At 60.5% G+C, this 26,268-nt stretch carries 21 protein-coding genes and 1 pseudogene; 12 read left to right on the forward strand and 10 right to left on the reverse strand.

Annotated elements, in window-relative coordinates; translation table 11 throughout:
• Window positions 1-60: 60 nt before the first annotated feature.
• The 5 genes from AT302_RS14640 to AT302_RS14660 form a co-directional block, all read right to left on the reverse strand.
• Window positions 61-999, reverse strand: a complete 939-nt coding sequence (locus AT302_RS14640; protein ID WP_058379051.1) for a CysB family HTH-type transcriptional regulator — start codon at window positions 997-999, stop codon at window positions 61-63.
• A 120-nt stretch (window positions 1,000-1,119) separates the two neighbouring features.
• Entirely contained in the window at window positions 1,120-2,196 is a 1,077-nt protein-coding gene (locus tag AT302_RS14645) for a sulfate/molybdate ABC transporter ATP-binding protein (RefSeq protein WP_058379052.1), read from the reverse strand.
• Window positions 2,197-2,288: 92 nt separating this feature from the next.
• The gene (gene cysW, locus AT302_RS14650) at window positions 2,289-3,194 is read right to left on the reverse strand and encodes a sulfate ABC transporter permease subunit CysW (protein WP_058380344.1); all 906 of its coding nucleotides are present in this window, start codon (window positions 3,192-3,194) and stop codon (window positions 2,289-2,291) included.
• Window positions 3,195-3,214: 20 nt separating this feature from the next.
• The gene (cysT, locus tag AT302_RS14655; RefSeq protein WP_058379053.1) at window positions 3,215-4,078 is read right to left on the reverse strand and encodes a sulfate ABC transporter permease subunit CysT; all 864 of its coding nucleotides are present in this window, start codon (window positions 4,076-4,078) and stop codon (window positions 3,215-3,217) included.
• 30 nt (window positions 4,079-4,108) lie between these two features.
• The gene (locus AT302_RS14660; protein WP_058379054.1) at window positions 4,109-5,140 is read right to left on the reverse strand and encodes a sulfate ABC transporter substrate-binding protein; all 1,032 of its coding nucleotides are present in this window, start codon (window positions 5,138-5,140) and stop codon (window positions 4,109-4,111) included.
• A gap of 258 nt (window positions 5,141-5,398) precedes the next feature.
• On the opposite strand from AT302_RS14660, the gene lexA reads away from it, so the two are divergent.
• Together lexA and AT302_RS14670 are read left to right on the forward strand one after the other, a co-directional pair.
• Complete coding sequence (gene lexA / locus AT302_RS14665) at window positions 5,399-6,052, forward strand: transcriptional repressor LexA (protein WP_058379055.1); 654 nt, start codon at window positions 5,399-5,401, stop codon at window positions 6,050-6,052.
• 173 nt (window positions 6,053-6,225) lie between these two features.
• Entirely contained in the window at window positions 6,226-6,654 is a 429-nt protein-coding gene (locus tag AT302_RS14670) for a hypothetical protein (RefSeq protein WP_058379056.1), read from the forward strand.
• 10 nt (window positions 6,655-6,664) lie between these two features.
• Here the strand turns inward: AT302_RS14670 and AT302_RS14675 are convergent, their stop codons facing one another.
• Complete coding sequence (locus tag AT302_RS14675; RefSeq protein WP_058379057.1) at window positions 6,665-7,786, reverse strand: enoyl-CoA hydratase/isomerase family protein; 1,122 nt, start codon at window positions 7,784-7,786, stop codon at window positions 6,665-6,667.
• A 191-nt stretch (window positions 7,787-7,977) separates the two neighbouring features.
• Window positions 7,978-9,798 carry a translational GTPase TypA gene (gene typA, locus AT302_RS14680; protein ID WP_058379058.1) on the reverse strand — a complete coding sequence of 607 codons (1,821 nt, stop codon included), beginning with the start codon at window positions 9,796-9,798 and terminating at the stop codon, window positions 7,978-7,980.
• 274 nt (window positions 9,799-10,072) lie between these two features.
• Here typA and AT302_RS14685 point away from each other — a divergent pair, with 274 nt between their 5' ends.
• The 4 genes from AT302_RS14685 (at window position 10,073) to AT302_RS14700 (ending at window position 15,134) form a co-directional block, all read left to right on the forward strand.
• The gene (locus tag AT302_RS14685) at window positions 10,073-10,585 is read left to right on the forward strand and encodes a MarR family winged helix-turn-helix transcriptional regulator (RefSeq protein ID WP_058379059.1); all 513 of its coding nucleotides are present in this window, start codon (window positions 10,073-10,075) and stop codon (window positions 10,583-10,585) included.
• A 111-nt stretch (window positions 10,586-10,696) separates the two neighbouring features.
• Entirely contained in the window at window positions 10,697-12,223 is a 1,527-nt protein-coding gene (locus AT302_RS14690; protein WP_058379060.1) for an efflux transporter outer membrane subunit, read from the forward strand.
• Between the two features lie 84 nt (window positions 12,224-12,307).
• Window positions 12,308-13,546, forward strand: coding sequence for an HlyD family efflux transporter periplasmic adaptor subunit (locus tag AT302_RS14695; RefSeq protein ID WP_058380345.1), 1,239 nt, complete (start codon window positions 12,308-12,310; stop codon window positions 13,544-13,546).
• Window positions 13,547-13,583: 37 nt separating this feature from the next.
• Window positions 13,584-15,134 carry a DHA2 family efflux MFS transporter permease subunit gene (locus AT302_RS14700; RefSeq protein ID WP_058379061.1) on the forward strand — a complete coding sequence of 517 codons (1,551 nt, stop codon included), beginning with the start codon at window positions 13,584-13,586 and terminating at the stop codon, window positions 15,132-15,134.
• Window positions 15,135-15,259: 125 nt separating this feature from the next.
• Here AT302_RS14700 and AT302_RS14705 read toward each other — a convergent pair whose 3' ends face one another.
• Window positions 15,260-16,108 carry a hypothetical protein gene (locus AT302_RS14705; protein ID WP_157125794.1) on the reverse strand — a complete coding sequence of 283 codons (849 nt, stop codon included), beginning with the start codon at window positions 16,106-16,108 and terminating at the stop codon, window positions 15,260-15,262.
• A 468-nt stretch (window positions 16,109-16,576) separates the two neighbouring features.
• Between AT302_RS14705 and AT302_RS14710 the strand changes: the two genes are divergently transcribed.
• From AT302_RS14710 to AT302_RS14735, 6 genes are all read left to right on the forward strand, one after another.
• Window positions 16,577-17,071, forward strand: coding sequence for an acyl-CoA thioesterase (locus AT302_RS14710; RefSeq protein ID WP_058379063.1), 495 nt, complete (start codon window positions 16,577-16,579; stop codon window positions 17,069-17,071).
• A gap of 225 nt (window positions 17,072-17,296) precedes the next feature.
• Window positions 17,297-21,490 carry an RHS repeat-associated core domain-containing protein gene (locus AT302_RS14715; RefSeq protein ID WP_058379064.1) on the forward strand — a complete coding sequence of 1,398 codons (4,194 nt, stop codon included), beginning with the start codon at window positions 17,297-17,299 and terminating at the stop codon, window positions 21,488-21,490.
• A gap of 91 nt (window positions 21,491-21,581) precedes the next feature.
• Window positions 21,582-23,087, forward strand: coding sequence for an IS21 family transposase (gene istA / locus AT302_RS14720; protein ID WP_058379935.1), 1,506 nt, complete (start codon window positions 21,582-21,584; stop codon window positions 23,085-23,087).
• Window positions 23,080-23,877 carry an IS21-like element helper ATPase IstB gene (gene istB, locus AT302_RS14725; RefSeq protein WP_058376310.1) on the forward strand — a complete coding sequence of 266 codons (798 nt, stop codon included), beginning with the start codon at window positions 23,080-23,082 and terminating at the stop codon, window positions 23,875-23,877. Before istA ends, istB begins: the two co-directional genes overlap by 8 nt.
• A 34-nt stretch (window positions 23,878-23,911) precedes the next feature.
• Window positions 23,912-24,271 (forward strand): hypothetical protein, encoded by a 360-nt coding sequence (locus tag AT302_RS14730; RefSeq protein ID WP_058379065.1) that lies wholly within the window; start codon window positions 23,912-23,914, stop codon window positions 24,269-24,271.
• 35 nt (window positions 24,272-24,306) lie between these two features.
• Window positions 24,307-24,519: a cold-shock protein gene (locus AT302_RS14735; protein ID WP_058379066.1), complete on the forward strand. Its 213-nt coding sequence runs from the start codon at window positions 24,307-24,309 to the stop codon at window positions 24,517-24,519.
• Between the two features lie 119 nt (window positions 24,520-24,638).
• Here the strand turns inward: AT302_RS14735 and truB are convergent, their stop codons facing one another.
• On the reverse strand, window positions 24,639-25,628 hold the full coding sequence (truB, locus tag AT302_RS14740; RefSeq protein WP_058379067.1) for a tRNA pseudouridine(55) synthase TruB: 990 nt from the start codon (window positions 25,626-25,628) through the stop codon (window positions 24,639-24,641).
• A gap of 247 nt (window positions 25,629-25,875) precedes the next feature.
• Window positions 25,876-26,244 (reverse strand): annotated as a pseudogene (gene rbfA / locus AT302_RS14745) (30S ribosome-binding factor RbfA); the annotation flags it as partial.
• Window positions 26,245-26,268 lie beyond the last annotated feature (24 nt).

The raw sequence follows: 26,268 nt of genomic DNA on the forward strand, positions 1-26,268 counted from the left end.
AAAACCCAACGGGCGGCGTGCCCCGGCACACGGGGCACGCGCGCCGGGGGAATTTTGATCTCAGGCCGCAAACTCCAGCGCTTCGCGCAGTTGCGTCGAGATTTCCTGCTCTTTAAGTGCCGGTGCCAGCATCTCGATGAAGCGGTAAGCGTACGAGCGCAGGAACGCGCCGCGACGCAGGCCGATACGCGTGGTGCTCGGCTCGAACGCGTTGTCGAGTTCGAGCACAGCCAGATCCTGATCCTTGCGCGGGTCGACTGCCATCGCGGCGACGATGCCGATGCCCAGCCCGATCTCGACGTACGTCTTGATGACGTCCGTGTCCAGTGCCGTGAGCACGATGTCCGGTACCAGTCCTTGGTCGGCGAACGCCTTGTCCACGTGCGAGCGGCCGGTGAAGTCGCCGTCGTAAGTGATGATCGGATATTCGGCAATGTCGGCCAGCGTCACGCTCTCACGGCCCACCAGCGGGTGATCCTTCGGTACCACGGCAACGTGATGCCACGAGTAGCACGGGAACGTCACGATATCGGGGAAGCGATCGAGCGCTTCGGTGGTGATGCCGATATCGGCTTCGCCGTCGATGACCATTTGCGCGATCTGGCGCGGGCTGCCCTGACGCAGGGCCAGATGCACCTTCGGATATACGCTGGTGAATTGCTTGATGACCTGCGGCAGCGCGTAGCGTGCCTGCGTGTGGGTCGTGGCCACCACCAGATGCCCACTGTCCTGATCGGCAAACTGACGCGCCACGCGGCGCAGGTTTTCTGCGTCGAGCAACATGCGCTCGATCAGTTGCAGCACGGCCTTGCCCGGCTCGGTGAGGCCCGTGAGACGTTTGCCGCGACGCACGAACACGTCGACGCCGAGTTCATCCTCAAGGTCTTTGATCTGCTTGCTCACGCCCGACTGCGAGGTGTACAGCGCACTCGCGGCTTCGGTCAGGTTCAGGTTTTGCCGTACGGCTTCGCGCACGTAGCGCAATTGCTGGAAATTCATGGTGTCACTCCGCCCTATCGCTTGTCTGTTACATCTACCTAGTACGTCTTGTCTTTAACGGCTTATCGATTTTCTGTGCGCTGTCCCAAGTGCTGCTGACGGCCCCGTTGCCGGGAACGCTCATGCCTGCGCCGAGAACACGCGCAACTGACGCGGCACGGCGCGCAGCGGTTCGCCCGCCGTCGCACCCAACGCCTGCCAGCCCGAGCGCGTGAGTTCGGCTTCCCAGACGGCATCGCCCGGCGCGGCCAGTTCCACGCGCACGGTGCCACCCAGCGGGATCGCACGGCGCACCGACACGTCGATGCCCGGCCCGCCATCGTGTGCCGGCAGCAATGCGAGTTCGTGCGGGCGCACGTAAGCAATGGCACGGCCGTCCTGCGGCAGTGCCGGCAGATCGTCCTTGGCCACCGTCACGCGGTACGCGCCGGCATCCGCAATGAAATCATGCGTCTGCAACTGCCCCGACAGGCGGTTTGCCGCGCCGAGGAATTCGTAGACGAAGGCGCTTTCCGGCGTGTCGTACACGTCTTGCGGCGCGCCGATCTGCTCGACCTTGCCGCGGTTCATCAACACGATGCGGTCGGCCACTTCCAGGGCTTCTTCCTGATCGTGCGTCACGAAAATCGTCGTGATGTGCAGCTCATCGTGCAGGCGGCGCAACCAGCTGCGCAGTTCCTTGCGCACCTTGGCGTCGAGCGCACCGAACGGCTCGTCGAGCAACAGCACCTTCGGCTCGACTGCCAGCGCACGGGCCAGCGCGATACGCTGACGCTGCCCGCCGGAGAGTTCTGCCGGGTAGTGATCGGCCAGCCAGTCGAGTTGTACGAGACCGAGCAGCTCATGCACCTTGGTGCGAATCTGCGCATCCGAGGGGCGATCGCGGCGCGACTTCACGCGCAGGCCGAACGCCACGTTCTCGAACACCGTCATATGACGGAACAGCGCGTAATGCTGGAACACGAAACCGACCTGACGCTCGCGGGTGCCCACGCTCGCCACGTCTTCGCCGTTGAGCACGACGCGCCCGGCATCGGCAAATTCAAGACCGGCCACGATGCGCAGCAGCGTGGTCTTGCCGCAACCGGACGGCCCGAGCAACGCCACCAGCTCGCCCGTGGGAAATTCGAGACTCACGTCGTCGAGCGCCGCGAAATCGCCGAACCGCTTCGAAACCTGTTGTACCTGAATGCTCATCTGCCTTGCTCCTCGATGCGTTGTCCGCGTTGGCGGCGTTCGCGTCTGCCTTCGTGTTCGTTGGTGTTCTTGGGTATCGCTTATTGGTGGATTCAGGCGGCGGTCGCGTCGATGCGGCGCGCGGCTTTGTCCTGTGCCAGCTTGCGTTCGGCCCACAGCTTCAGGCCCAGTGTCGCCAGCGCCAGCAGCGCGAGAATCGATGCCGCTGCGAACGCGCCTACCGTGTGGTAATCGTTGTATTCAATCTCCACATGCAGCGGCAGCGTGTTCGTTTCACCGCGAATGTGGCCAGACACCACCGACACCGCGCCAAACTCGCCCATGGCCCGCGCGTTACACAGAATCACGCCGTACAACAGGCCCCATTTGATCTTCGGCAGTGTCACCCGCGTGAACACCTGCCAGCCGCTGGCGCCCAGCACGCGCGCTGCCTCTTCCTCTTCGCTGCCCTGCGCCTGCATCAGCGGGATCAGCTCGCGGGCGACAAACGGGAACGTCACGAAGATGGTGGCGAGCACCAACCCCGGCAGCGCGAATACGATGCGCAGGTTGTTCGCGTCGAGCCAGTCCCACAGCGGGCCCTGACGGCCAAAGATCAGCAGGAACGTCATCCCCGCGATCACCGGCGAGACCGAGAACGGCAGGTCGATGAGCGTGGTCAGCACACTCTTGCCTTTGAAGTCGAAGCGCGCAATCGCCCACGACGCCGCCACACCGAACACCAGATTCACGGGCACGGCAATCACGGCAATCAACAACGTGAGACGGATAGCCGAGAGCGCATCGTCGTTGGTCATACCGTCCCAATACGCACCAATGCCTTTGCCCAGCGCGGTGACAAACACCGACGCGAGCGGCAACACCAGAAACAACGCAAAAAACAGCAGCGCCAGACCGATCAACACGACCTTGACGAGCTTGGGCTCGTCGGTCGGATCGGTGCTGCGCACTTTCGGCACGTGCGCAGCGGCGGCCGGGAGAGTTAGCGAATCAGACATGATCGAATCTTTCTCTGGAATCACGCGCCGCTGGCGCGCCGGCCCGAATGACGGCGTTGCAGCCACCATTGCAGGGTATTGATGAGGAGCAGCAGCACGAACGAGATCACGAGCATGACGACGGCCAGTGCCGCAGCGCCTGCGTAGTCGAACTGTTCGAGCTTGGTGACGATCAGCAGCGAGGTGATTTCCGAGACCATCGGAATGTTGCCCGCGATAAAGATGACCGAACCGTACTCACCGACCGCGCGGGCAAACGCCAGTGCGAAGCCGGTCAGCAGCGCCGGCAACACCGCCGGCAGAATCACGTGACGCACGGTCTGCCAGCGCGAAGCGCCCAGACAGGCCGCCGCTTCTTCCTGCTCGCGCTCGAACTCTTCGAGCACCGGTTGCAGCGTGCGCACCACGAACGGCAGGCCGATGAACGTGAGTGCAACGAAAATGCCCAGCGGCGTGAACGCGATCTTGATGCCCAGCGGCTCGAACCAGCGGCCAATCCAGCCATTCGGGGCGTAGATGGCGGCAAGCACGATGCCCGCGACCGACGTCGGCAACGCGAACGGCAGATCGACCAGCGCGTCGACGATGCGCTTGCCGGGGAACGTGTAGCGCACCAGCACCCACGCCAGAATGAAACCGAAGACAGCGTTCAGGAGTGCCGCCGCGAGCGAGATGCCGAACGTGAGGCGATACGACGCCAGCACGCGCGGCGAACTCACGGCGGTGACAAAACTCGCCCAATCGAGCGAGCTTGCCTTGATGAAGACCATCAGCAACGGCACCAGCACGACCAGACTCAGGTACGCCACGGTGTAGCCCATCGTCAGGCCGAAGCCCGGCAATGCACTCGGCTTACGCCAGATTGGAAACAGTGCGGTACTCATCGTTGGTCCCCTTCGTTCTTTTTTTCTGAATTACTTCTTGGTGTAGATCTGATCGAAGATGCCGCCGTCAGCGAAGTGCTTGGCCTGCGTCTTGGTCCAGCCGCCGAGATCGGCGTCCACCGTGTACAGCTTCAACTTCGGATACTGCGACGCGTACTTCTTGGCGATTTCCGGCGAACGCGGGCGGTAGAAGTGCTTCGCGGCAATCTCCTGCCCTTGCGGCGAGTACAGCCATTGCAGGTAGGCTTCAGCCACCTTGCGCGTGCCATGCTTGTCGACGTTCTTGTCGACCACGGCCACCGGCGGCTCGGTCAGAATCGACGATGACGGCACGACGATGTCGAACTTGTCCGGACCGAGGTCCTTCACCGACAACAGCGCTTCGTTTTCCCAGGCGATCAGCACGTCGCCGATGCCGCGTTCGACGAAGGTCGTCGTCGCACCGCGTGCGCCCGAGTCGAGCACGCCCACGTTCTTGTAGATCGCCTTGACGAAGTCCTGCGCCTTCTGCTCGTTACCGCCCGGTGCCTTGAGCGCGAACAGCCATGCGGCGAGGTAGTTCCAGCGGGCGCCGGCCGACGTCTTCGGGTTCGGCGTCACGACGCTGATGCCCGGCTTGGCCAGATCGTCCCAGTCCTTGATGTTCTTGGGGTTGCCCTTGCGCACGAGCAGCACGATGGTCGACGTGTACGGCGTGGCGTTGTCCGGCAGGCGTTTCTGCCAGTCCTTGTTCACCAGACCGGTTTGCGCCAGCTCGTCGATGTCGGCAGAAATACCCAGCGTGACCACGTCGGCCGGTGCGCCATCGAGCACCGTACGGGCTTGTTTGCCCGAACCGCCGTGCGAGGCCTTCAGCGTGACCGTGTCACCCGTGGTCTGTTTGTAATGGGCTTCGAAAGCCTTGTTGTAATCGGCATAAAGCTCACGCGTCGGGTCGTACGACACGTTGAGCAGCGAAAAGCTTGCCGCTTGTGCCTGTACCGTCATGCCGACGGACAGTGCGATAGCGCCCAGTGCGGTCGCCAGTTTCTTAGCTTTCGAACCCCGTGCTGCAATGCTCATGACTTTCGCTCCTTTTTTGCTTTCGTGTGGTAGGAGGCCAGTCTAGGGGGGCGGCTAAATAATTAAAAATAATATTTTGGCTTTTGTTTATACCGGAATAAGGATTAGAGATTTTGTGCTGAGGGATGAGGGGCACCGGTTTGCGGCAGAAATCGCGTCATTTGACGGCGAAGTTCATGAAGTACTTGAAGTTTTCGCTTGCGCTTTTGGAAACACTGTATAAAAATACAGCCACCTGTGCTTCCATACAGTGATGCCATGATCAAACTTACCGCACGTCAACAGCAGGTCTACGAACTGGTTCGCCAGGCCATTGAGCGCACCGGCTTCCCGCCGACACGCGCAGAAATTGCCGCCGAACTGGGCTTCTCTTCGGCCAATGCGGCCGAGGAACATCTGCGGGCGCTGGCGCGCAAGGGTGTGATCGAGCTTTCCGCCGGGCAATCGCGCGGCATCCGGCTCAAACGTCTCGATGAGGCGGGCGGCGTGCATCAATTCACGCTGCCGCATATGGGGCTGATGCAACTGTCGCTGCCGCTCGTCGGGCGCGTGGCCGCAGGCAGCCCGATTCTGGCGCAGGAGCATATCGAACGCAATTTCCAGTGCGATCCGAACATGTTTGCGCGCCAGCCCGATTACCTGCTGAAAGTGCGCGGGATGTCGATGCGCGATGCCGGCATTCTCGACGGCGATCTGCTGGCCGTGCAGAAAGCCGCAGATGCACGCGAAGGACAAATCGTCGTGGCGCGTATCGGCGACGACGTCACGGTCAAGCGCTTCCACCGCGTGAAGGGCGGCGTGGAGCTGATTGCCGAGAACCCTGACTTCGAGAACATCAACGTCAACGAAGGCAGTGGCGATTTTGCGCTGGAAGGGATCGCGGTCGGCCTGATTCGCAATAACGATCTCTAGGCGCAAGCCAAAGGCGCGCAACGACTTCACATCGCGCGCCATTCCCTGACGATCAAGTAACGCTGATTTGCGCCGGGCTGGGTCCGGCGCCCGTGCCCTGCTGCGCCTGCGATTTGTGAAGCGATGCGACAGGACACCTCTCTCCAACCGCTATTGGAAGAAGGAAACGCATCATGGCTCGACTCTTTGGTTTGCTGCGCACGTCCCTCGGTCAACCGCGCATTCGCTCGGCCACCGCCTCAGCGCAGGCGCGTCTTTCTGCGGTGTATGGCTTGTCGGCCCTGTCCGGACCGTTCGCGGCCGCACCGGCCGTCGCACGTTCTTACACGGTCCCGGCGCGTGCCCGCACTACCGCCCTGCCCCGCGCTATCGCTTCAGTTGTCAGCTCGGCGGCACGCCGTGCCTGCCCTGCCGCACAAGCGGTCAAGGCATCGCGCAATGTGCGTGAATTGCAGACACGGCGCGAGGCGCATGACGACGGGCGCGTCGATGTGCGCGTCTATCGTGACGTCTCGCATATCGTGATGGTCGGCAGCATCGCCGATATCTGCCGCAAACTCGATCAAGCTGTCGGCGAGCAGTTTTGTCAGGCGGCGGTGTAAGCGACGCCTTTTATTCGCCCAGCGTTGCCAGCGGGTGATCGGCACCGCGACGCTCGCCATCGAAGAACCGGGCAACATCTACCGGTTTGACGTCTTCGATGCGGGCGTGTTGCCAGCGCGGTGCGTGGTCCTTATCGACCACGAGGGCGCGAATGCCCTCAACGCCTTCGGCCCCGGTGCGCCCGTCCAGATTGAAGACGCAGCGCATCATCAGCCATTCTTCCCGCAGGTCTTCCGCCAGTGACAATTTGCGAGCACGCCGCACTTGCTCCAGCGTGACGCACACCATCAGCGGCGAGCGTTTGTTGCGCAACAGGTCCTCGGTTTCCTGGGCCCAGCCGGCATATTCGCAACGCGCTTCACGCGCCAGCGAATGCAGAATTGCCGTGGCGTCGGCATGACCGAAGTGCGCATCGATGACGTCGCGCAGCGCGGCGAGTTTGCCCTGAGCCAGCCCCGCCGGCGGCAGACTTTCACGCGCGAAATTGCGGGCCGCATTCAGCACGGCGTCGCTATCTTGCCAGTCACCGGTTGCCAGTTGCTCGCATAGCACCGACAGCGACGCACGCGGCATCACCACGTCGGCCAGACCGATCTCGCAGGCGTCGACGGCACCGAACACCGTGCCCGTCATGCCGAGATACTCACCAAGATGCCCCGCAAGATTCGCGAGGAAGAACCCGCCGCCGACATCGGGGAAGAGGCCGATGGCCGTTTCCGGCATCGCCATGCGCGTGGCTTCCGTGACGATGCGCAACGCCGCGCCTTGCGAGATCCCCATACCGCCGCCCATCACCACGCCATCCATCAACGCGATGTAAGGCTTCGGATACGTCGCGATGGTGTAGTTGAGCGTGTATTCGTCCGTGAAGAAGTCCATGATGCCCGCCGTCGCTTCACCGCCCCGGCTGACAACTTCATGGAAATAGCGGATGTCGCCACCCGCACACAGGCCCTTCTCGCCCTCCCCTTGCAACACGACGCCCAGCACTTGGGGATCGTCTCGCCAGACGTGCAAAGCGCTGGCGATCGCACGAATCATGTCGTGCGAGAGCGCGTTAAGTGCCTTCGGGCGTGCGAGCGTGATGAAACCAATACGGCCACGAATCTCAGTGCGGACAAACTCAGTCATGTCGGATAGTTAGGTCGAGGGGGTAATGTTGAGTGCAAACGTAGGCGAAGTCAGCGGGGTGCGTCAAACCTGCATGCGCATGGCAAATAAAAAAAGCCGGCGCTGAGCACCGGCTTTCTTTCCAACAGACTGGCATCGGCAACCGGACGGGCAACGCCCACTGGCTGCCGACCCTATCGCCGGCGACTACCTTACGACGCGTCGCGCGAAGCGCGCTTACGTTCGTGTTCCTTGAGGTAACGCTTGCGCAGACGAATCGTCTTCGGCGTGACTTCAACCAGTTCGTCGTCGTCGATGAATTCCACCGCGTATTCGAGGTTCATCGCGATCGGCGGCACCAGACGCACGGCTTCGTCGGTACCCGACGCACGCACGTTCGTGAGCTGCTTGCCCTTGATCGGGTTGACCACGAGGTCGTTATCACGGCTGTGAATACCGATGATCATGCCTTCGTACAGGGCATCGCCCGGCGACACGAACATGCGGCCGCGATCTTGCAGCTTCCACAGTGCGTAGGCCACGGCAGCGCCGTCGTCTTGCGAGATCAGCACGCCGTTACGACGCTCACCCAGCGAGCCATCCTTGAGCGGTGCGTAAGCATCGAAGATGTGGCTCATCAGGCCCGTACCACGGGTCATCGACAGGAAGTCACCCTGGAAGCCGATCAGGCCACGGGCCGGAATGCGGTATTCCAGACGCGTACGGCCACGGCCGTCCGAGACCATGTCCAGCATTTCGCCCTTGCGGCGGCCGATTTCTTCCATGACCGCGCCCTGGTGATCGTCTTCCAGGTCGATGGTCAGCATTTCGTACGGCTCGTGCTTCACGCCGTCGATTTCCTTGAGCACCACGCGCGGACGCGACACGGCCAGTTCATAGCCTTCGCGACGCATGTTCTCGATGAGAATCGTCAGGTGCAGTTCGCCACGGCCCGACACTTCGAAGACCGAGTCTTCCGCCGTGTCTTTCACGCGCAGCGCCACGTTGTGGTTCAGTTCCTTGTGCAGACGGTCGCGAATCTGGCGGCTCGTCACGAACTTGCCTTCACGGCCAGCCAGCGGCGACGTGTTCACGCAGAAGTTCATGGTCAGCGTCGGCTCGTCCACCGTCAGCAGCGGCAGCGCTTCCGGCGTATCGATATCGCACAGCGTCGCGCCGATACCCACGTCTTCAATACCGTTGATCAGCACGATGTCGCCGGCTTGCGCGCCGTCCGACATCACGCGCTCCAGGCCTTCGAACGTCAGCACCTGGTTGATCTTGCGCTTGAGCACTTCGCCGTCCGGACCGAAGCGCATGGCCACTTGCTGACCCGGCTTGATGCTGCCGCGCGTAATACGGCCAATACCGATACGGCCGACGAACGTCGAGTAGTCGAGCGAGCTGATTTGCAGTTGCAGCGGGGCATCGACGTCGGCTTCGCGCACAGGCACGTTCTTGAGAATCGCGTCGAACAGCGGGCGCATATTGCCTTCACGCACGTCCGAGTCGAGGCTCGCGAAACCATTCAGTGCCGAGGCGTAGACAACCGGGAAATCCAGTTGCTCGTCGGTAGCACCGAGCTTGTCCATCAGATCGAACGTCTGGTTGATCACCCAGTCAGGACGTGCGCCCGGACGGTCGATCTTGTTGACCACGACGATCGGCTTCAGACCGAGGCCCAGGGCCTTGCGGGTCACGAAGCGGGTTTGCGGCATCGGACCTTCGACGGCATCGACCAGCAGCAACACGCTGTCGACCATCGAGAGCACGCGCTCGACTTCACCACCGAAGTCCGCGTGACCCGGGGTGTCAACGATGTTGATGTGGGTGCCTTCGTATTCGACGGCGCAGTTTTTGGCGAGGATCGTGATGCCGCGCTCTTTTTCAATGTCGTTCGAGTCCATCACGCGTTCAGCGACGTGCTGATTTTCGCGGAAGGTGCCCGACTGGCGCAGCAATTGGTCAACCAGCGTGGTTTTGCCGTGGTCGACGTGCGCGATGATAGCGATGTTACGGAGAGCGCGGGTCATGAAAAGGTGCTCGAAAAAAGCCTTTGGAGAATCCGCGATTCTACCACTTGCGCATGTCCCACGTCATGGCATTTCTGCAATGCAACAACGGCTTACCGCATTGACACCGTGTCGTCACGAATTTTCCCCACCCGCCAACCTCCCGCCCCGCACCAATTAGAGGCTTCTTTCTAGTGCGGCGTGAAATATATGCCTAGTCAACTATTGCATCGCCTTGCTTTTTATTAAGTGCCCGCTATAATCGTGACAAGTCAATTATTGCATCATCACGAAAATGGCCGAACCGCCCGCCACTCTCAACGATTCGACGCCGACATCGCCCAGCGATGCGGCGCCCGCCGTCGACCCGCCCCGTAACGGTTACAACATCGACGATTCCCTCGGTTATCTGGTTGCCCGGGTGCGTCAGTTGATCATGGCCGAACTGACGAAGGAAACCTCGCAGTACGGGCTGACCAGCACACAGGCCACCATGCTCTATAAGGTAGCCACGGGCAAAAGCAAGACGGCAGCCGATCTGGCGCGCGACTACTGTATAGATGCGAGCGCCGTGACCCGGCTGCTCGACCGGCTCGAAGCGCATGGTCTGCTGGTGCGCGAGCGCAGCAAGACCGACCGCCGCACGGTCGATCTGAGTGCGACCGAGGCGGGCAACGCGATGGCCGACCGCATGCCGGATATCTTTGTGCGTGCTGCCGATCACCTGATGCGTGGCTTCTCCGTCGAAGAAATGGGCTTTCTGAAGAGCCTCCTGCGGCGCGTCATTGCCAACGGAGAGAGCGGATAACCGCCGGATTCCCCTCAAATAAAGCTTGCCATGTCCACTATTGCACGGACTCGCAAGTGCCCGATTCCCCGATTATTGTCAGTAGAAGACTTCACTCGTAAAGGTTTTGCGATGAAAGCGGCCTCACCGTTCCTCCCGCGTCTGCGGGCCCGCTCAGCGATTTCCGCCCTTTGTCTGGCGGCAGTGACGCTGGGATTTGCCGGTTGTGCGAATTTCGCCGGCATCCATAGCGACAAGCAGATCACCACGCCTGACCAGTATCAGACCCAGCGCAGCCTGCCCTCCGAAGGCGGTCAATGGCCGGGCACGGACTGGGCCCAGCGTTTTGGCGATCCGCAACTCGTCTCGTTGATCAATGAAGCGCTCGCGACCAACCCGGATCTCGCCTCGGCAGCCGCACGTCTGAAGGCCGCTCAGGCCCAGACCGAGGGTGCCGCTGCGGCGCTGCTGCCGTCGGTCGGTTTCCAGGCCGACGTGTATCGCGAGAAATTCACGGAAAACACCATCTATCCGCCGGGTTACGGCGGCACCTGGTTCACTCAGGGCGACCTGAATGCCTCGCTGTCGTGGGAACTCGATCTGTGGGGCAAGAACCGCTCCGCGCGTGCACAGGCCACCAATGCCGAGCGCGCCGAAGAAGCCGAAGATCAGGAAGTGCGCCTCGCGCTCTCGACGGCCGTGGCTCGCTCGTATAACCAGCTCGCGCAGCAATACGCACTGCACGACGTGCTGGAGCGCATCGGCAAGCAACGCCAGAACCTGGGCAAGCTGACCAACGACCGTGTGCGCGCCGGACTCGACACGCAAGTCGAACAGAAACAGGCCGAAAGCAATACCGCCGATATCGAAACGCAACTCGCGCAACTCGACGGGCAGATCCTGCTCACGCGTCATCAGTTGGGCGTGCTGCTCGGCAAGGGCCCGGATCGTGGTCTCGAGATCGAGCGTCCGACGCTCGCACAACTGCCGACGCCGGCGCTGCCCGACAACCTGCCGCTCGCCCTGCTCGGCCGCCGTCCCGATGTGGTCTCGGCCCGCTGGGGCGTGGAAGCCCAGTTGAAGGGCGTGGACGTTGCCAAGGCACGCTTCTATCCGGACGTGAACCTCAATGCCGCCTTCGGCTTCTCGACCTTCGGGCTGGGCAAGCTGATCGACCCGAGCAGCCAGAACATTCAGGCCGGCCCGGTGATTTCGCTGCCGATCTTCGACGGCGGACGCCTGCGTGCCAACCTCAAGGGTCAGTACGCCGCATATGAAAGCGCCGTGGCGAACTATGACTCGACGCTGAACAAGGCACTCGGCGATATCGCCGACCGCATGTCGTCGATTCGTTCCGCCGACCGGCAGATGGTGTCGCAGCGCGTGGCGCAAAACGCTGCGCAGCGTGCCTACGATCTGGCCATCGACCGTTACAAGGCCGGCCTCACGCCGCAAGTGACGGTGCTCACAGCCGAGTCGTCGCTGCTGCTGCAAGAACAGACACGCGTGAATATCGAAGGTGCACGCCGCGACCAGCAGATCGGACTGATCAAGGCGCTGGGCGGTGGCTTCGACGCGCAGGCGGCCGGTCTGGTTGTCGGGCAGGAGCGCCCGGCCAAAACCGACGGCGACGGCGATGCGGCAACGCAAACGCACTGACCGGCAGCGAACCGCACAGCAGCCCATAAGACACACAAGACACAACGTCAAAAAGCACATTGAGAGATTAGTACGGAGCGAATGATGAGCGAGAACCAACAACAAGCGCCTGCTACGCCGGCCCCGAACAACGGCAAGCGACGCCGCATGATGCTGACGCTGACGGCCGTGATCGTGATTGCAGCGATCGGCTACGGCGCCTACTACGCGCTTTATGCGCGTTACTACGAAGACACGGACGATGCATACGTGGCGGGCAACGTGGTGCAGATCACGCCGCAGGTCTCCGGCACCGTCACGGGCGTGAAGGTCGACGACACGCAGATGGTCAAGGCCGGCCAGCCGCTGGTCACGCTCGACCAGACCGATGCCCGCGTGGCGCTGCTGAAGTCGGAAGCCAATCTGGCGCAGACCGTGCGTCAGGTGCGTACGTATTTCGTGAACAACGACGCCTACGCGGCAACGGTCTCGATGCGCGAGTCGGATCTGGCCAAGGCCCAGGCCGACGTGAAGCGTCGCGAGATGGCGATTGCCTCGGGTGCCGTATCGCGTGAAGAACTGGCCCACGCCCAAGATGCCGTGAAGTCGGCACAAGCCGCGCTTGAGCAGGCCCGTGCGCAGTTGGTGTCGAACAAGGCACTGACCGACAAGACCTCGGTCACCACGCACCCGAACGTGCAGCAAGCTGCGGCGCAAGTGCGTGCCGCGTACCTCGATTACGCCCGCACGTCGATTCCGGCGCCGGTGGACGGTTATGTCGCCAAGCGCTCGGTGCAGGTCGGCCAGCGTGTCGCGACGGGTGCACCGCTGATGGCACTCGTGCCGCTCAACGAAGTCTGGGTGGATGCCAACTTCAAGGAAGTGCAGATTGCCCACATGCGCGTGGGTCAGCCGGTGACGCTCACGGCCGACGTCTACGGCTCGGCCGTCGAGTACAAGGGCACCGTGGCGGGCTTCTCGGCCGGTACGGGCAGTGCCTTCTCGCTGCTGCCGGCACAGAACGCCACGGGTAACTGGATCAAGGTGGTGCAACGTCTGCCGGTGCGTATTGCGCTGGACGCGAAGCAACTGCAACAGCATCCGCTGCGCGTGGGCCTGTCGATGCAGGTGAAGGTGAATGTGCGCAACACCGACGGCAAGGAACTGGGCGAAGCGCCGACGCTGCCGGTGTATTCGACCGACGTGTACGACAAGGTCGGGCACGACGCCGACGACATCGTGGCGAAGATCATCACTGAAAACGCTGGCGCGGCTGCTGGTTCGGGCGCTTCGGGCGCCGCCAACGACACGCGCAACCAGCCCGCTCGCGCGCGTCCCCTGTAAATCGGAGGGGGGTGCCCCCCACCCCCTTTGACAACTCATGGCAACTCAAAACGCTCCTGGCCCGCTTTCGGGCGGCCAGTTGGTACTCGGCACGATCGCGCTGTCGCTCGCCACGTTCATGAACGTGCTCGACACGTCGATTGCCAACGTTTCCATCCCTGCCATTTCCGGTGACCTCGGTGTGTCGTCGAGTCAGGGCACGTGGGTGATTACGTCGTTCGCCGTCGCCAACGCCATTTCTGTGCCGTTGACGGGCTGGCTCACCGAGCGCTTCGGCGCGGTGCGTCTGTTCATCACGTCGATTCTGTTGTTTGTGCTGGCTTCGTGGCTGTGCGGCATGGCGCCCACGCTCGAAATTCTGCTGGCTGCCCGTGTGTTGCAGGGTGCAGTCGCCGGCCCGATGATTCCGCTGTCGCAGTCGCTGCTGCTCTCGAGTTATCCACCGGCCAAGAGTTCCATGGCCCTTGCGCTCTGGGGTATGACGACACTCGTCGCCCCGGTGATGGGGCCGATTCTGGGTGGCTGGATTTCCGACAACTACCATTGGCCGTGGATCTTCTACATCAACATTCCGGTGGGCATTGCCGCTGCGTATGTGACGTGGATGATTTACAAGAAACGCGAAACGCCCACGCAGCGAAAGCCGATCGACAAGATCGGGCTGTCCTTGCTGGTGATCTGGGTCGGCTCGTTGCAGGTGATGCTCGACAAGGGCAAGGAACTCGACTGGTTCAACTCGGCAACCATCGTCGCGTTGGCGCTGGTCGCGCTGGTGGCGTTCTGTTTCTTCGTGATCTGGGAGATTACCGAGAAGCACCCGGTGGTGGACCTGACGCTGTTCAAGCGGGTCAACTTCACGGGCGGCGTGGTGGCGATTTCGGTCGGTTACGGGCTGTTCTTCGGGAATCTGGTGATTCTGCCGCAGTGGTTGCAGATCTATCTCGGCTATACGGCAACGGAAGCCGGGCTGGTGATGGCGCCGGTCGGGTTATTCGCCATCATCTTGTCGCCGATCATCGGCAAGACGTTGCCCAAGCTCGATGCCCGCTGGGTGGTGACAGTCTCGTTCCTGCTGTTCGCGCTGGTGTTTGTGATGCGTTCGCACTTCAACACGCTAGTGGACACGCGCACGCTGATGATTCCGACGTTCTTGCAGGGCGTGCCGATGTCGATGTTCTTCATCCCGCTCACGGCCATCATTCTGTCGGGGCTGCCGGCGCACCGTATTCCCGCGGCGGCAGGTCTATCGAACTTTGTGCGGATTACGTGCGGCGCGGTGGGTACGTCGATTGCAACTACGGTGTGGGACAACCGCATCACGCTGCACCACGCGCAGTTGACCGAGCATCTGACGCCGTACGATGCGACGTTCAACGACTCGGTGCAGTCGCTCAATCAGTTGGGCATGTCGACACCGCAGGCGCACGGCTACATCGATCGCATCGTCACGCAGCAGTCGGCGATGCTGGGCGCGAACGACATCTTCTGGATCTCGGCGCTGTTGTTCGTGCTGATGATTGCGATGGTGTGGATTACGCGCCCGATACGTGGCGGCGGTGGCGGCGACGCTGCGGCGGGGGCTCACTAAGCAGCACCCTCGCGACGCCCCCGGGAAACCTTCTTCCCCCCGAGTGCCCGGCCCTGCTCTGTACTACCGGGCACTTCTTGAACCCCGCTGACGTTAGCGGGGTTTTTTTCGTTTTGAGGCTCGATTCAACGACCGGCATCACGCGCCTCAACATGCACGCGTTCCAATGGGCAAACCGATCCATCGGGCGAATAATACATATCAAACAGCGCTTCCGACATCACGGCCGCGGCTTTGGTCGCCCCGCCCCCTGCCTCGATCCATCGATAGAGGTCAACCAATCCATCGGGAACCGTTGACACGTCTTTGCCAAACGGCAAACGCGCCACGAGCAGGATGAATAGGGTCGTGGATGCCGAGCGGATGTGCCACGCAAGTTGCCTCTGCCAATGCGGATCGTCGTGCATGACGAGCTTGTCACGCAACTTCGCTAGAACCGAGGCAAGGATACCGGCACGAATCGATGGGTTTGGCGCGTTTGGACGACTCGGCGATTCGCCAGTAGCAGGTTCGGGCGGCCCCAACACGGCAAGCATTTGTGCGAAGACCCCGCGATCATTCATCCATCCCATGAGGTTAGCGATGCTGTCGCCTTGAAAACGCAGGGCCCCCGGCTTGCCGATTTCGATAGACCAGCAAATCAGGTCGCCCAGCGCAAGCAATGCGAAATACGGTGCCAACATCGTACCCGGCGTGAAGACTGCGCTTCCGATACGCAACACCTGGCAAGGCGAACATGCGGGGTTGGGTGGAAATACGGTTGAGTAGGCGGGGCTCGTCGGCATCATGGTCGTCTCGTACATGACCTCGGCAGCGAGCCCCGCGAAGTACTTCGGCGCCAGATACGGCGCGGCCGAACTTGCGACCTGTGCCGCAAAATTGGCCGCATGGGTCAACAACACCCCTGCGCCCGCCACCCTGCCGTAGTGGGGGAGCCTGTCGCCTTGCTGAGTGTCCCCTTCTTCCGTATGCATCTCGATGAACGTGCACGCAGAGCCTCGTTCGGCAACGTTCGACTTGGCCGACTCGGCCGATGGGGCCCGAAGCTCCTCGGCCGGGAGCATGGCATCGTGTTCGGCGGGTATGTCGATTCGGAGATGCGGTGGATTCGATGGGACGGTTAGTGCCGCTGCGGCGCGCGTTGCGCCAATTCTAGATAGCATCCCGCAAGCTCCATGGCCAGCATCGCGCCATGGCACGATGCTGGCCGATAACGTTGACGATGCGTAGCATCGCACCACCCTGCGTTGCGTTGTATTGCAGGGGAAACCACAACGTTATGCGCGGCCATTGTCAATCCGCTTTCAGATTTCGCCTGCCTGGAAATGTCACCCGTCGGCACGCGTTTTGCGCATTCGCAGTATCATCGGCGTTCTGACGGCCAAACGCTCTGCCATGGGCGAGGCCCGACGATACATTTCCCCCGCACAATCAGCACAATCATGAATACCCCGCAAAACCAGAGCGACCGCTCCGAGATCACCTTCCGATTCCTGGCCGAGCCGGCTGCCGTCAACTTTGGCGGCAAGGTGCACGGGGGCTCGCTGATGAAATGGATCGATGAAGTGGCCTACGCTTGCGCCGCCACATGGTCGGGCCGTTATTGCGTCACGGTGAGCGTGGGCAATATTCACTTCCATCGGCCGATTCTGGTGGGCAATCTGGTGGAACTGCGTGCGCGCATCGTCGCTACCGGACGCACGAGCATGCACATCCACGTGTCGGTGCACGCGGGCGACCCGAAATGGGGCGAACTGCGCCAGACAACTGACTGCCTGATGGTCTTCGTCGCCGTCGATGAAAGCAATCACCCGGTCAGCGTGCCGTCGTTCGAGCCGAAGACCGACGAGCAGAAAGCGCTCGCCAAGTACGCCATGGACGTTCGTGCTGCGCTGGGCGCCATCGACGCCCTCAAGCCCGAGAACGTCGCCAACTAACTCGGCAATGCGGGCGGTAGTCTCACCGCCCGCTCACCACGCTGTCTTCCCAGCGTTCGCCGTACCCCCGCCCTGCCCTACCTCCCCTCGCTCCCACGTTCTGACGTCAGCGTCCCATAGCGCGTGACGGCTGTCGCCTGTCAACCTTGACAGTGTTTGGCCGTGATTCGTGGTGCTTCAATGAAGGCAACTCCGGCATATCGCCGCCTTCGTGGGAGCGTCAACATGTCTCCGATCAAGCATTTCAGCAGCAACGCACAATTGGCGTTCGAAACCTATGCGTCGATGAATCGGCACGTGTACGTCAGCCCCAAAAGCGGTGAAGGCCTTTTAAGAATTCCGATCGCTAGTCTTTTCGCCGATGCAGGTATTTCACCGGCGCTCGACATCAGTCTTTCGTGCAAGACCCACGAAGGCAACCTCAATATTCTTCCTTGTGGCATCCACACGTTCGTTCAAAGTCATACTGGAGTCGACTTCACTTATAAAGACATGCCGCTGTGCGACGGGCGCACGCTCAACTTCGAGTTGCGCCGCGGTGAATCATTCAATGGCGGGGACTTCCTGGTAGAGGACGCGGGCAATGCCTTCATCGTCTATCACAAGAATGGTGTCTCCGAAAAATTCGGAATTAGTGAAATACCTGGGTCGCGGCCCGGCGCTCAAAAATTTTGGGTATATCCGACTCACTACATCCTGCCCTCGGGCCGCTCACTGACATTCGATTGGAAAATATTCGATAGCACACCGCGAGTCGTCGCCATCAATGACGACGACGGCCGTCTGCTCAACGCGGACTGGATGGATTCACCGCTCGCCCCACTCGGCCTCAGAAACCCTGCGCCGATGCTGAAAAACCTCACTCTTTTCCCCGGTAGCGACGAACAAGTGAGCTACACCTGCGCGTACACCAATACCCGAGATACTTTCAAGCAAACCATTGAAGTCACCGGCGCCATCGGAACCGCCAAGACAATCTACTTTCTCGAAAATGAACAGGGCAACATCAAAAAATTCGAAATGCGCCGTCAGCAGTCAGTTGCGGCGGAAAAGAAAGGAGATCCGGATGTGCTGGAAACCTCGACGCACACCGAGTCGATGGATTTCAAAGACAACCAGGTCGTCAAGCACACCGCCTCACCTGGCGGCGGCGTCACCGCCTTGGTCGAGAGTTACCAATACGAAACGAACAAGACCACCATTGCCTGCACGCAAGGCAGCAAGAACGTTCTTACGCGCGTCTACACGTCCAAGGACACCGGGCAAGCCTCGGAAGCGGTCACTGCCGCCGACGTCACCGTCCTCACTGAACAAAGCGTCAGCATTGACAAGGCGCGCGGCGTCGCAACCCATAAAACGATCAAGAAGATCGACGGCACGGTCGTCGACGAACTCACGCTCGAATACGACGCCATTGGCAACCTCATCAAGTCCACTAAGGATGCCACGACCACTGAATGGACCTACTACAACAACTATGCCGCCTACACCGTCAAGGAAAGCGGGACGCGCTATTACGACACCAGCTTCTTCGGCATTCTGTTGAAGATCGTCGATTACGTGAATCCGATAGGCCTTGGCTTCGTTGCCTTCGGCTCCGGCGGGGTGACGTGGGGTACCCGAATCGATTCGACAGTCACCATGTCGATCACCAAAAACGACTACGCAAAAGCCGCCTTTCAGCTCCCGTTCGCGATGAACTATGCGGGTGACCCGAAAGGATTCACCTCGCACGTGGAGTCCGAACTCGTTTATCGAACGGATGGCGCCAAGAAACATTCGCTACGTCTCACGTACTACGGCTATGCAAAGTTCACCGGCAAATACGTCGGTGGCGTTGACCGGGAACATGTGCTTCTGCCGGGCAGAAAGCTCACCGTGATGCACCCGTCATATGAAGAAATCGACGTCAGCGCCGAACAACTGAAAATCGCCAAAGCGGCTGCCAGCGACAAAGAGGTCGACACCAAGTCGCTGTCCCTCGCAAGTAAGGCCATGAGCGAAACCATGCTCGTGGGTGCCATCGAAACACAGCGCAGCTACGATGCCGGCAAGCGCACGCTTATCGAGACCTCCGGCGCATCGAGTGCCCCGTCATTCAGGAAGCTCACCGCTTTCGACCTCGGCGGCAATATGACGTCCGTCCACATCGAGACCATCGACGGTGACCGGAAGACCAGCGCCGGTGACAAGATCACGATGGCCTACGATGGCCACGGCCGGCTCAAAACACTCACACCCAAGAAAGGCGCCGCCACGGCCTTTACCTACGATCGCTTCGACCGCTTACTCACCTCGACTACCAACGGCATCGAGATCAGCAACGACTACTCCGCCGCGAATCTTGCCGGTGTCGCCATCGGGGGTTACCTCAAAGACGCGAAGGGCACGATCACGCTAGGCCAACAATCGGTCGACGGCCTCGGTCGCCCCGACAAGGAGATGCGCAACGGCACCGATGCCCTCTTCATTTACAACGGCTCATCACGCTGGGGCAAGGACATCGATGCTGGCGCTCGCCCCCCAACGGTCACAGGCTACAAGAGCGAAATCGACAGTACCGGCCTGAAGTACTCCGAGACCACAGCGGACGGCGTTGGCACGCTGACGTCGAAGACACAGTTCAGCCACCGGCAGCAAATCATCGCATTCGAGGACATCACCGGTGCGAAGACGAAGTTCCACTACGACGCCTTCGGACGACTCGTCCGTTCGAAAAACGATAGCTGTGAGGCCACGTTCGTCTATTCGGATAACGGCCTGTTGTCGAAAGAAACGATCAAGGCCGCGAAGCAGAATCTCACCATGACGGTGCACTACAGTTACAACCGCTCGGGGATCGAGATCAAGCGCAAATTCGAATGCACCGGCATCAAGACACATGTCATTGAAAGTCAGCGCATGGACGACGGCCGCATCAACCGCATCATGCTCAAGGTCGACGACAAGACATCGAACAGCGACTACTTCGAGTACGACGACTCACAACGTCTGAAAACGTGGTACTGCTCGCAGGCAGGTGTCGCAGGCTATGGCGGCAAGCAATATGTCAAACAGGTCTTCGATTACGACAAGCTGGCCAATGTCTTGTCGAGCGACAACGAGTTCTATACCGGCGCGAGCCGTCCGGAGAAGCTCTCGGTATCCACGACGAAGCGTGTCTACGACGACAACAAACCCGGCGTGCTCGCCTCGCTTGATGGCACTGCCTATCTCAACGATGAAGCGGGGCGGCTGACGAAGCGATCGAATCGCAGCCTCGCCTACCACGGCAACGGCCAGATAAAGAGTTGCTCTGCCACGGCGGGTGGAAAAGACGGTGATTTCGTCTTCACCTATGACGATCTTGGGCGAATTCGCGGAGGCTCTGCGGGCAAGGGGCGGTGGAACGAGACCTACCACTACCGTGGGCAAAGGCGATATGCCGTTTCCCAACAGGACACCGTATCGCAGCACGGCTTCAACAAGCGCTCCCTTGTCCTGAAAAACGACAGCCCGTCATGCTTCCTGCAAGAGGCATCCACGACGATCGACGGCAAGACGACGGCCACCAGTTCCTTTGAACTTCGGGATCAGGCCGGGACCGTCTTCGCCAGCATCGACCTCGATACCAAGGCCATCACGTACTACCGCTTTACCCCTTACGGCTACCGGACTTCAGACCCCGGTGCGCTCACGTGGCTCGGTTTCAAAGGCGAACCGTTGAACTATGTGGGGCTCTACCATCTCGGCAACGGCTACCGGATGTATGACCCGGAGCATTGCCGATTCCAGTCGCCCGACACCCTGAGTCCATTCGATATGGGCGGGATCGCCGCCTACGTCTATTGCCACGGCGATCCCCTCAACTATCACGATCCGAGCGGGCACGCGGAAGTTGCGCAGTACAGCCGTCTCGACACGATGCCGCTCATGTACACGCAGGAATTCCGTATTGCATTAAGCGTGCTGGGTGTTCTGGCTACGCCATTTACCAGCGGCGGTTCTCTCGCGCTTGCGATCGGCATGACCGGGCTCGCTTCGGTGGCCGGTGCGTTCGATATTTCCGCGGTCGTGCTGGAGGATAGTGATCCGGACCTGGCGAGTGTGCTGGGGTATCTCGGACTGGGTTTGGGCGTTTTCAATCTGGGCGCCGGTGCGCTGGCGGGAATTGGACGGCGTGCGCCTGTGGTGATTGCGGGTCAGGGACTTCGGGGCGGCAACTTGTTCAACCGGTTCGTCTCCCGTCTTAACCGGGTGAAACCCAGCTTGGCCGGCAACGCCGCAAAAAAAGCCAGCCTCCAAGGCAACAAGGGATTGCAAACGCTCACGAAGGCGAACAGCTATGCGGGCGCGATCAACGGTGCCGTTGGATCCTCGCAGTACAGCGGCGCTACGGCAAAAGTGTCCAACAGCGTGTTGATGTGCACCAAGAACTGACCCTTTGAGGGGTGTAGTTTTCATCGAAAATTGACCCACGTGATTCAATGTCCTGCTCAACCTTTGAGCAGGAGATACCAAGGTGATCACGGTGGGCATGCTAGCCAAGATCAGGCGGATGTATTTCCGCGAGAAGGTACCGCTGCGAGAGATTGCGCGACGCACGGGCCTGTCCCGAAACACGATTCGCAGCTGGCTGCGCCAGACCGATGCGGTCGAACCCCATTACCCCAAGCGAATCAGCCCCAGCGTCATCGATGAGTGGGCGGAGCAATTGAGCTGCTGGTTACGCACCGACAGCCATCGGCCAAAGCGTGATCGCCGTACCGCTCGCTTCATGTTTGAGGCAATCCATGCACAGGGCTACGCCGGCAGCTACGCACGAGTGAGCGCCTTCGTGCGGCACTGGCACGAGACGCAATCCCAGGCACCACGCACCAAAGCTTACGTGCCGTTGGCTTTCGATCCGGGTGAGGCGTTCCAGTTTGATTGGAGCTGCGAGTATGCCTTCGTGGGAGGCTTGCGCCGGCGGCTCGAGGTCGCCCACGTCAAACTCAACGCCAGTCGCGCATTCTGGTTGGTTGCCTATCCCACGCAGAGCCATGAGATGCTATTCGACGCACATGCTCGAGCTTTTGCAGCATTTGGTGGCGTGCCTCGGCGAGGGATTTACGACAACATGAAGACTGCGGTCGACAAGGTCGGCCGAGGCAAAGAGCGAGCGATCAACGCCCGCTTCGAGGCGATGTGTGGCCACTACCTCTTTGAGCCCGAATTCTGCAATCGCGCTGCCGGTTGGGAGAAAGGTATCGTCGAGAAGAACGTGCAAGATCGGCGACGACAGATTTGGCATGAAGCGGCCGAGCATCGATGGGAAACACTTGCGACGCTCAACGAGTGGGTTGCCGACCAATGCCTATGCGCGTGGCAAGGCAAACACCCGCAGTGGCCTGAGCTCACCATTGCTGACGCGTTGCAAGATGAGCGCACGAAGTTGATGCCCAACCCTAAGCCATTTGATGGATATGTTGAGCAGACGCTACGCGTCTCCTCAACGAGCCTGATTCACTTCCAACGCAATCGCTACAGCGTGCCATCGAATCTGACCAATCAGGTCGTTAGCGTGCGCTGCTACCCGACATATCTGAGCATCGTTTCCGAAGGGCAAGAAGTCGCCCGACATGAGCGTAGCTTTGATCGATACCTCACTTTTTACGATTGGCGCCACTACATCGACTTGGTGGAGCGAAAACCCGGTGCACTGCGCAACGGAGCACCGTTTGCGACGATGCCGGTGCCGCTGCAGCGCTTACAGCATTACTTGCTCAAGCATCCCGGTGGCGACCGGGTTATGACGCAAGTACTAGCGGCAGTACGTGACCACGGTTTAGACGCTGTGCTGACTGCCGTAAAAATGTCATTGGAGTCAGGTCGGCCGAGTGCCGAGCATGTCATCAATGTGCTGGGCCGGCTCAAAACGCCAGTCGGGCCGTTACTGCCCGCACCAACCAAACTGCACCTGACCGAAGAGCCCTCAGCGGATGTCGATCGCTATGAGAGCCTAAGGCCCAATGCCCCGGAGAATCGCCATGTCTAATGACATTACAGCTCAGCTCAAGGGTTTGAAGTTGCACGGCATGGCAAGCAGTTGGCCGGAGCTGCTCGCACAATCCAGGCACACGGAGTTTGATCCGGAGCGTTTCATGAAGCAACTGCTGATGGCTGAGACGGCAGAGCGCCAAGTCCGATCTATTGCCTATCAAATGACTGCGGCTCGTTTCCCGGCACATCGCGATCTCACCGGATTCGATTTCGACCAAGCGCACGTAGATGAAATGCTGGTGCGAGAACTACATGACCTGGCGTTTCTCTCCAGCGCACACAACGTGGTGTTTATCGGCGGGCCCGGTACCGGCAAGACGCATTTGGCGACTGCGATAGGCATCCAAGCGGTGCAGCGCCAAGGCAAGCGAGTTAGGTACTTTTCGACAGTGGAACTGACGAACGCGCTGGAGCAAGAGAAGGCTATCGGCAAGCAAGGCCAAATAGCGCACAAGCTGATGTACGTGGATATGGTGATCCTCGATGAGCTGGGCTACCTGCCATTCAGCCAGACGGGCGGTGCACTGCTATTTCATCTGCTCTCGAAGCTGTACGAGCACACCAGCGTGGCGATAACGACGAATCTGAGCTTTAGCGAATGGGCCAGCGTATTCGGGGACGCAAAGATGACAACTGCGCTGCTCGACCGGGTGACGCATCACTGCCACATCGTAGAAACGGGCAACGATTCCTGGCGTTTCAAGACCAGTTCGGCCAAGTCTCGGGTATCGCGGAAAAAGGCCCCCAAGGGCACGGAAAATGACGACTTATCCACACAGAAGTAGATGTACTAGGCTGATTGGGGTGGGTTAAATTTCGATGAAAATCCCGGGTCAAGATTTGGTGAAAATCAACACCAACAGCGTGCTCACCGAGTATGCGATGTCAACCGACGTCAAGGAGATGCCGGGCCTTACCAACACGAAGTCGCTCGACCTAGGAGGCCTGTTCGGCAACGTGGGCCGTCAGCAGGGTGTCGACATCCTGATACCGATGCAACAAATCACGTTGGACCAAGTAATGAATGCACTCGCTGGCGCTGGATACCAGTACAAAGTTGTCGACGGTCTGTTTTGCCGCAGCGCCGTAGGCGCCATGGCCCCCGGCTTCGCAAAGCCGGGGCTGAGCAGCATTTTTGATGGGATGGACTGGTGGAGCGGCGCTCGGATGACGCCGTGAGCGCAAGGTTCGAAAGTCACGTTAAGGAGCGAAAAATGCCGAAAGGTAAAGTCAAATTTTTCAACGGCAACAGAGGTTTCGGCTTCATCACACCGGACGACGGCAGCGAAGCTGTTTTCGTTCACTCGGACAAACTCACCAACGTGATGGGTCAAACACTCGTCGAAGGCATGCTCGTCGAATATGACGTGGTGCAAGGCCCTAAGGGCCCAATGGCGGATAACGTGACGATCACGGATACCAAGTGAGACGCGGTGAGGTCACCGCGACAAGGGGCCACTAGAGGTGCCCTATCTAGGGGTTTCGCTACTCGTCTCCAGCGAATGCGTACCGCGCGGAGATGGGTCGCGAGTCCCCTGCCATCGGATTACTGTGTCTTGAGCAATCGCTGCGGTGTGAGCAGTGCCTCACTGTCGAGGCGAGCGACGCCGAGCAGGCGTGCTGCGATGTCGTCGGCAGCCTCTGCGTAGACCTTCACTTCGATGCCCTCTTCGTGCCCGGATGCGCAGGTGCGCAGCGTTTGCGGGCAACGCGTCTCGTCGAGCCGCAGTCGTTGACCGTGACCGAAACGTTTGGCGAGCGCGTCGTCGAGCCATACGGTCGGCAACGTCTTGAGCAACGCATCCACTGGCGCGAGTTTTTCCACACGCTGCGGTTGATCGATCGCATTGAGGTCTTCAAGCGTGACCGCACCATCAAGCGTCAACGGGCCTACCGCCGTGCGGCGCAGCGCCCGCAGGTGAGCACCACAGCCCAGCGCTTCACCAATGTCTTCTGCCAGCGTACGCACGTATGTGCCCTTGCTGCACGTCACCCGGAAAGTGAACTCCGGCGCGTCGGGCAACGAGCAATCCAGCAATTCGAGCGAATGAATCGTGATCTGGCGTGCCTCACGCTCCAGCGTCTGACCGGCGCGCGCGTACTCGTACAGCGGCTTGCCATCACGTTTGAGTGCAGAATACATCGGCGGCACTTGCGAGATCGGTCCAATGAACTGCGGCAATACGGCGCGAATAGCGGCTTCATCGACGGTCACGTCGCGGGTTTGCAGCACGTCGCCTTCGGCATCCCCCGTGGTCGTGGTCTCGCCGAGACGGACGCGGGCTTCATACGTCTTGTCCGCTTCGAGCAAATCCTGCGAGAACTTGGTCGCTTCGCCAAAACACAGCGGCAACAAGCCGGTGGCCAACGGGTCGAGCGTGCCGGTATGCCCGGCTTTCAACGCTTGCAGCAAGCGCTTAGCCTTGATGAGCGCGTCGTTCGACGACAGACCCAACGGCTTGTCCAATAGCAACACGCCATCGAGGGCGAATCGGGGAAGTTTTTGGCGGGGTGCCTGCGAACGCGGGTCCGTCATGATGCGGGAGAGCTTGAGATGTTCGTGGAGAATCAGCCACGCTGCGCGTCAGGCGCCAGCAGGCTTTCGTGCACCGCCGGACCGGCCTTTCGGCAGCCCGGCGTGCTCAGTCGGTCGAACCCGGAACCACGGAGACCACCGCTTACTTGCGGTCGTCGTCCTTGCCTTCGTCCTTACCGTCGCGATTAACGTCGCGATTAACGTCGTTCGTGTCTTGTTCTTCTTCGTCGACGCCGCCCTCTTCCTCTTCTTCCTTCGCGCGCGTGGCGTTGGCCGTGTCGATGAGGCGCGACATTTCAATCGCTCGTTCAATCGATTGGTCGAAGTGGAAGTGCAACGTCGGCACGGTGTGAATGTGCAAACGCTTGAACAACATGTTGCGCAGAAAACCGGCCGCTTCGTTGAGCGCTTCGCCCGTCTGCTTGGGGTCACCCGTCAGCGTGGTGTAGTACACCTTCGCGTGCGCGTAATCGGGCGTGACTTCCACGCTTTGCAGCGTCACCAGACCAATACGCGGGTCTTTCACTTCACGCTGGATCAGCTCGGACAGATCGCGCTGAATCTGATCGTTGATGCGCAGATTGCGGCCGCCCGGAATGTTACGTTTCTTTGCCATGACTCACTCGCTAGTAATGCAATG

Origin of the sequence: Pandoraea norimbergensis (assembly GCF_001465545.3) — a bacterium.
Classification (GTDB): domain Bacteria; phylum Pseudomonadota; class Gammaproteobacteria; order Burkholderiales; family Burkholderiaceae; genus Pandoraea; species Pandoraea norimbergensis.

Bases quoted from the DNA above. Each gene is read 5' to 3' on its own strand.
- AT302_RS14700 (WP_058379061.1), top strand. From the start codon at position 13,584: ATGGCAACTCAAAACGCTCCTGGCCCGCTTTCGGGCGGCCAGTTGGTA.
- AT302_RS14690 (WP_058379060.1), top strand. From the start codon at position 10,697: ATGAAAGCGGCCTCACCGTTCCTCCCGCGTCTGCGGGCCCGCTCAGCG.
- truB (WP_058379067.1), bottom strand. From the start codon at position 25,628: ATGACGGACCCGCGTTCGCAGGCACCCCGCCAAAAACTTCCCCGATTC.
- AT302_RS14695 (WP_058380345.1), top strand. From the start codon at position 12,308: ATGAGCGAGAACCAACAACAAGCGCCTGCTACGCCGGCCCCGAACAAC.
- AT302_RS14715 (WP_058379064.1), top strand. From the start codon at position 17,297: ATGTCTCCGATCAAGCATTTCAGCAGCAACGCACAATTGGCGTTCGAA.
- AT302_RS14670 (WP_058379056.1), top strand. From the start codon at position 6,226: ATGGCTCGACTCTTTGGTTTGCTGCGCACGTCCCTCGGTCAACCGCGC.
- AT302_RS14730 (WP_058379065.1), top strand. From the start codon at position 23,912: ATGAAAATCCCGGGTCAAGATTTGGTGAAAATCAACACCAACAGCGTG.
- AT302_RS14660 (WP_058379054.1), bottom strand. From the start codon at position 5,140: ATGAGCATTGCAGCACGGGGTTCGAAAGCTAAGAAACTGGCGACCGCA.
- typA (WP_058379058.1), bottom strand. From the start codon at position 9,798: ATGACCCGCGCTCTCCGTAACATCGCTATCATCGCGCACGTCGACCAC.
- lexA (WP_058379055.1), top strand. From the start codon at position 5,399: ATGATCAAACTTACCGCACGTCAACAGCAGGTCTACGAACTGGTTCGC.
- istB (WP_058376310.1), top strand. From the start codon at position 23,080: ATGTCTAATGACATTACAGCTCAGCTCAAGGGTTTGAAGTTGCACGGC.
- AT302_RS14685 (WP_058379059.1), top strand. From the start codon at position 10,073: ATGGCCGAACCGCCCGCCACTCTCAACGATTCGACGCCGACATCGCCC.
- AT302_RS14640 (WP_058379051.1), bottom strand. From the start codon at position 999: ATGAATTTCCAGCAATTGCGCTACGTGCGCGAAGCCGTACGGCAAAAC.
- AT302_RS14710 (WP_058379063.1), top strand. From the start codon at position 16,577: ATGAATACCCCGCAAAACCAGAGCGACCGCTCCGAGATCACCTTCCGA.
- AT302_RS14645 (WP_058379052.1), bottom strand. From the start codon at position 2,196: ATGAGCATTCAGGTACAACAGGTTTCGAAGCGGTTCGGCGATTTCGCG.
- cysT (WP_058379053.1), bottom strand. From the start codon at position 4,078: ATGAGTACCGCACTGTTTCCAATCTGGCGTAAGCCGAGTGCATTGCCG.
- AT302_RS14675 (WP_058379057.1), bottom strand. From the start codon at position 7,786: ATGACTGAGTTTGTCCGCACTGAGATTCGTGGCCGTATTGGTTTCATC.
- AT302_RS14735 (WP_058379066.1), top strand. From the start codon at position 24,307: ATGCCGAAAGGTAAAGTCAAATTTTTCAACGGCAACAGAGGTTTCGGC.
- cysW (WP_058380344.1), bottom strand. From the start codon at position 3,194: ATGTCTGATTCGCTAACTCTCCCGGCCGCCGCTGCGCACGTGCCGAAA.
- AT302_RS14705 (WP_157125794.1), bottom strand. From the start codon at position 16,108: ATGCATACGGAAGAAGGGGACACTCAGCAAGGCGACAGGCTCCCCCAC.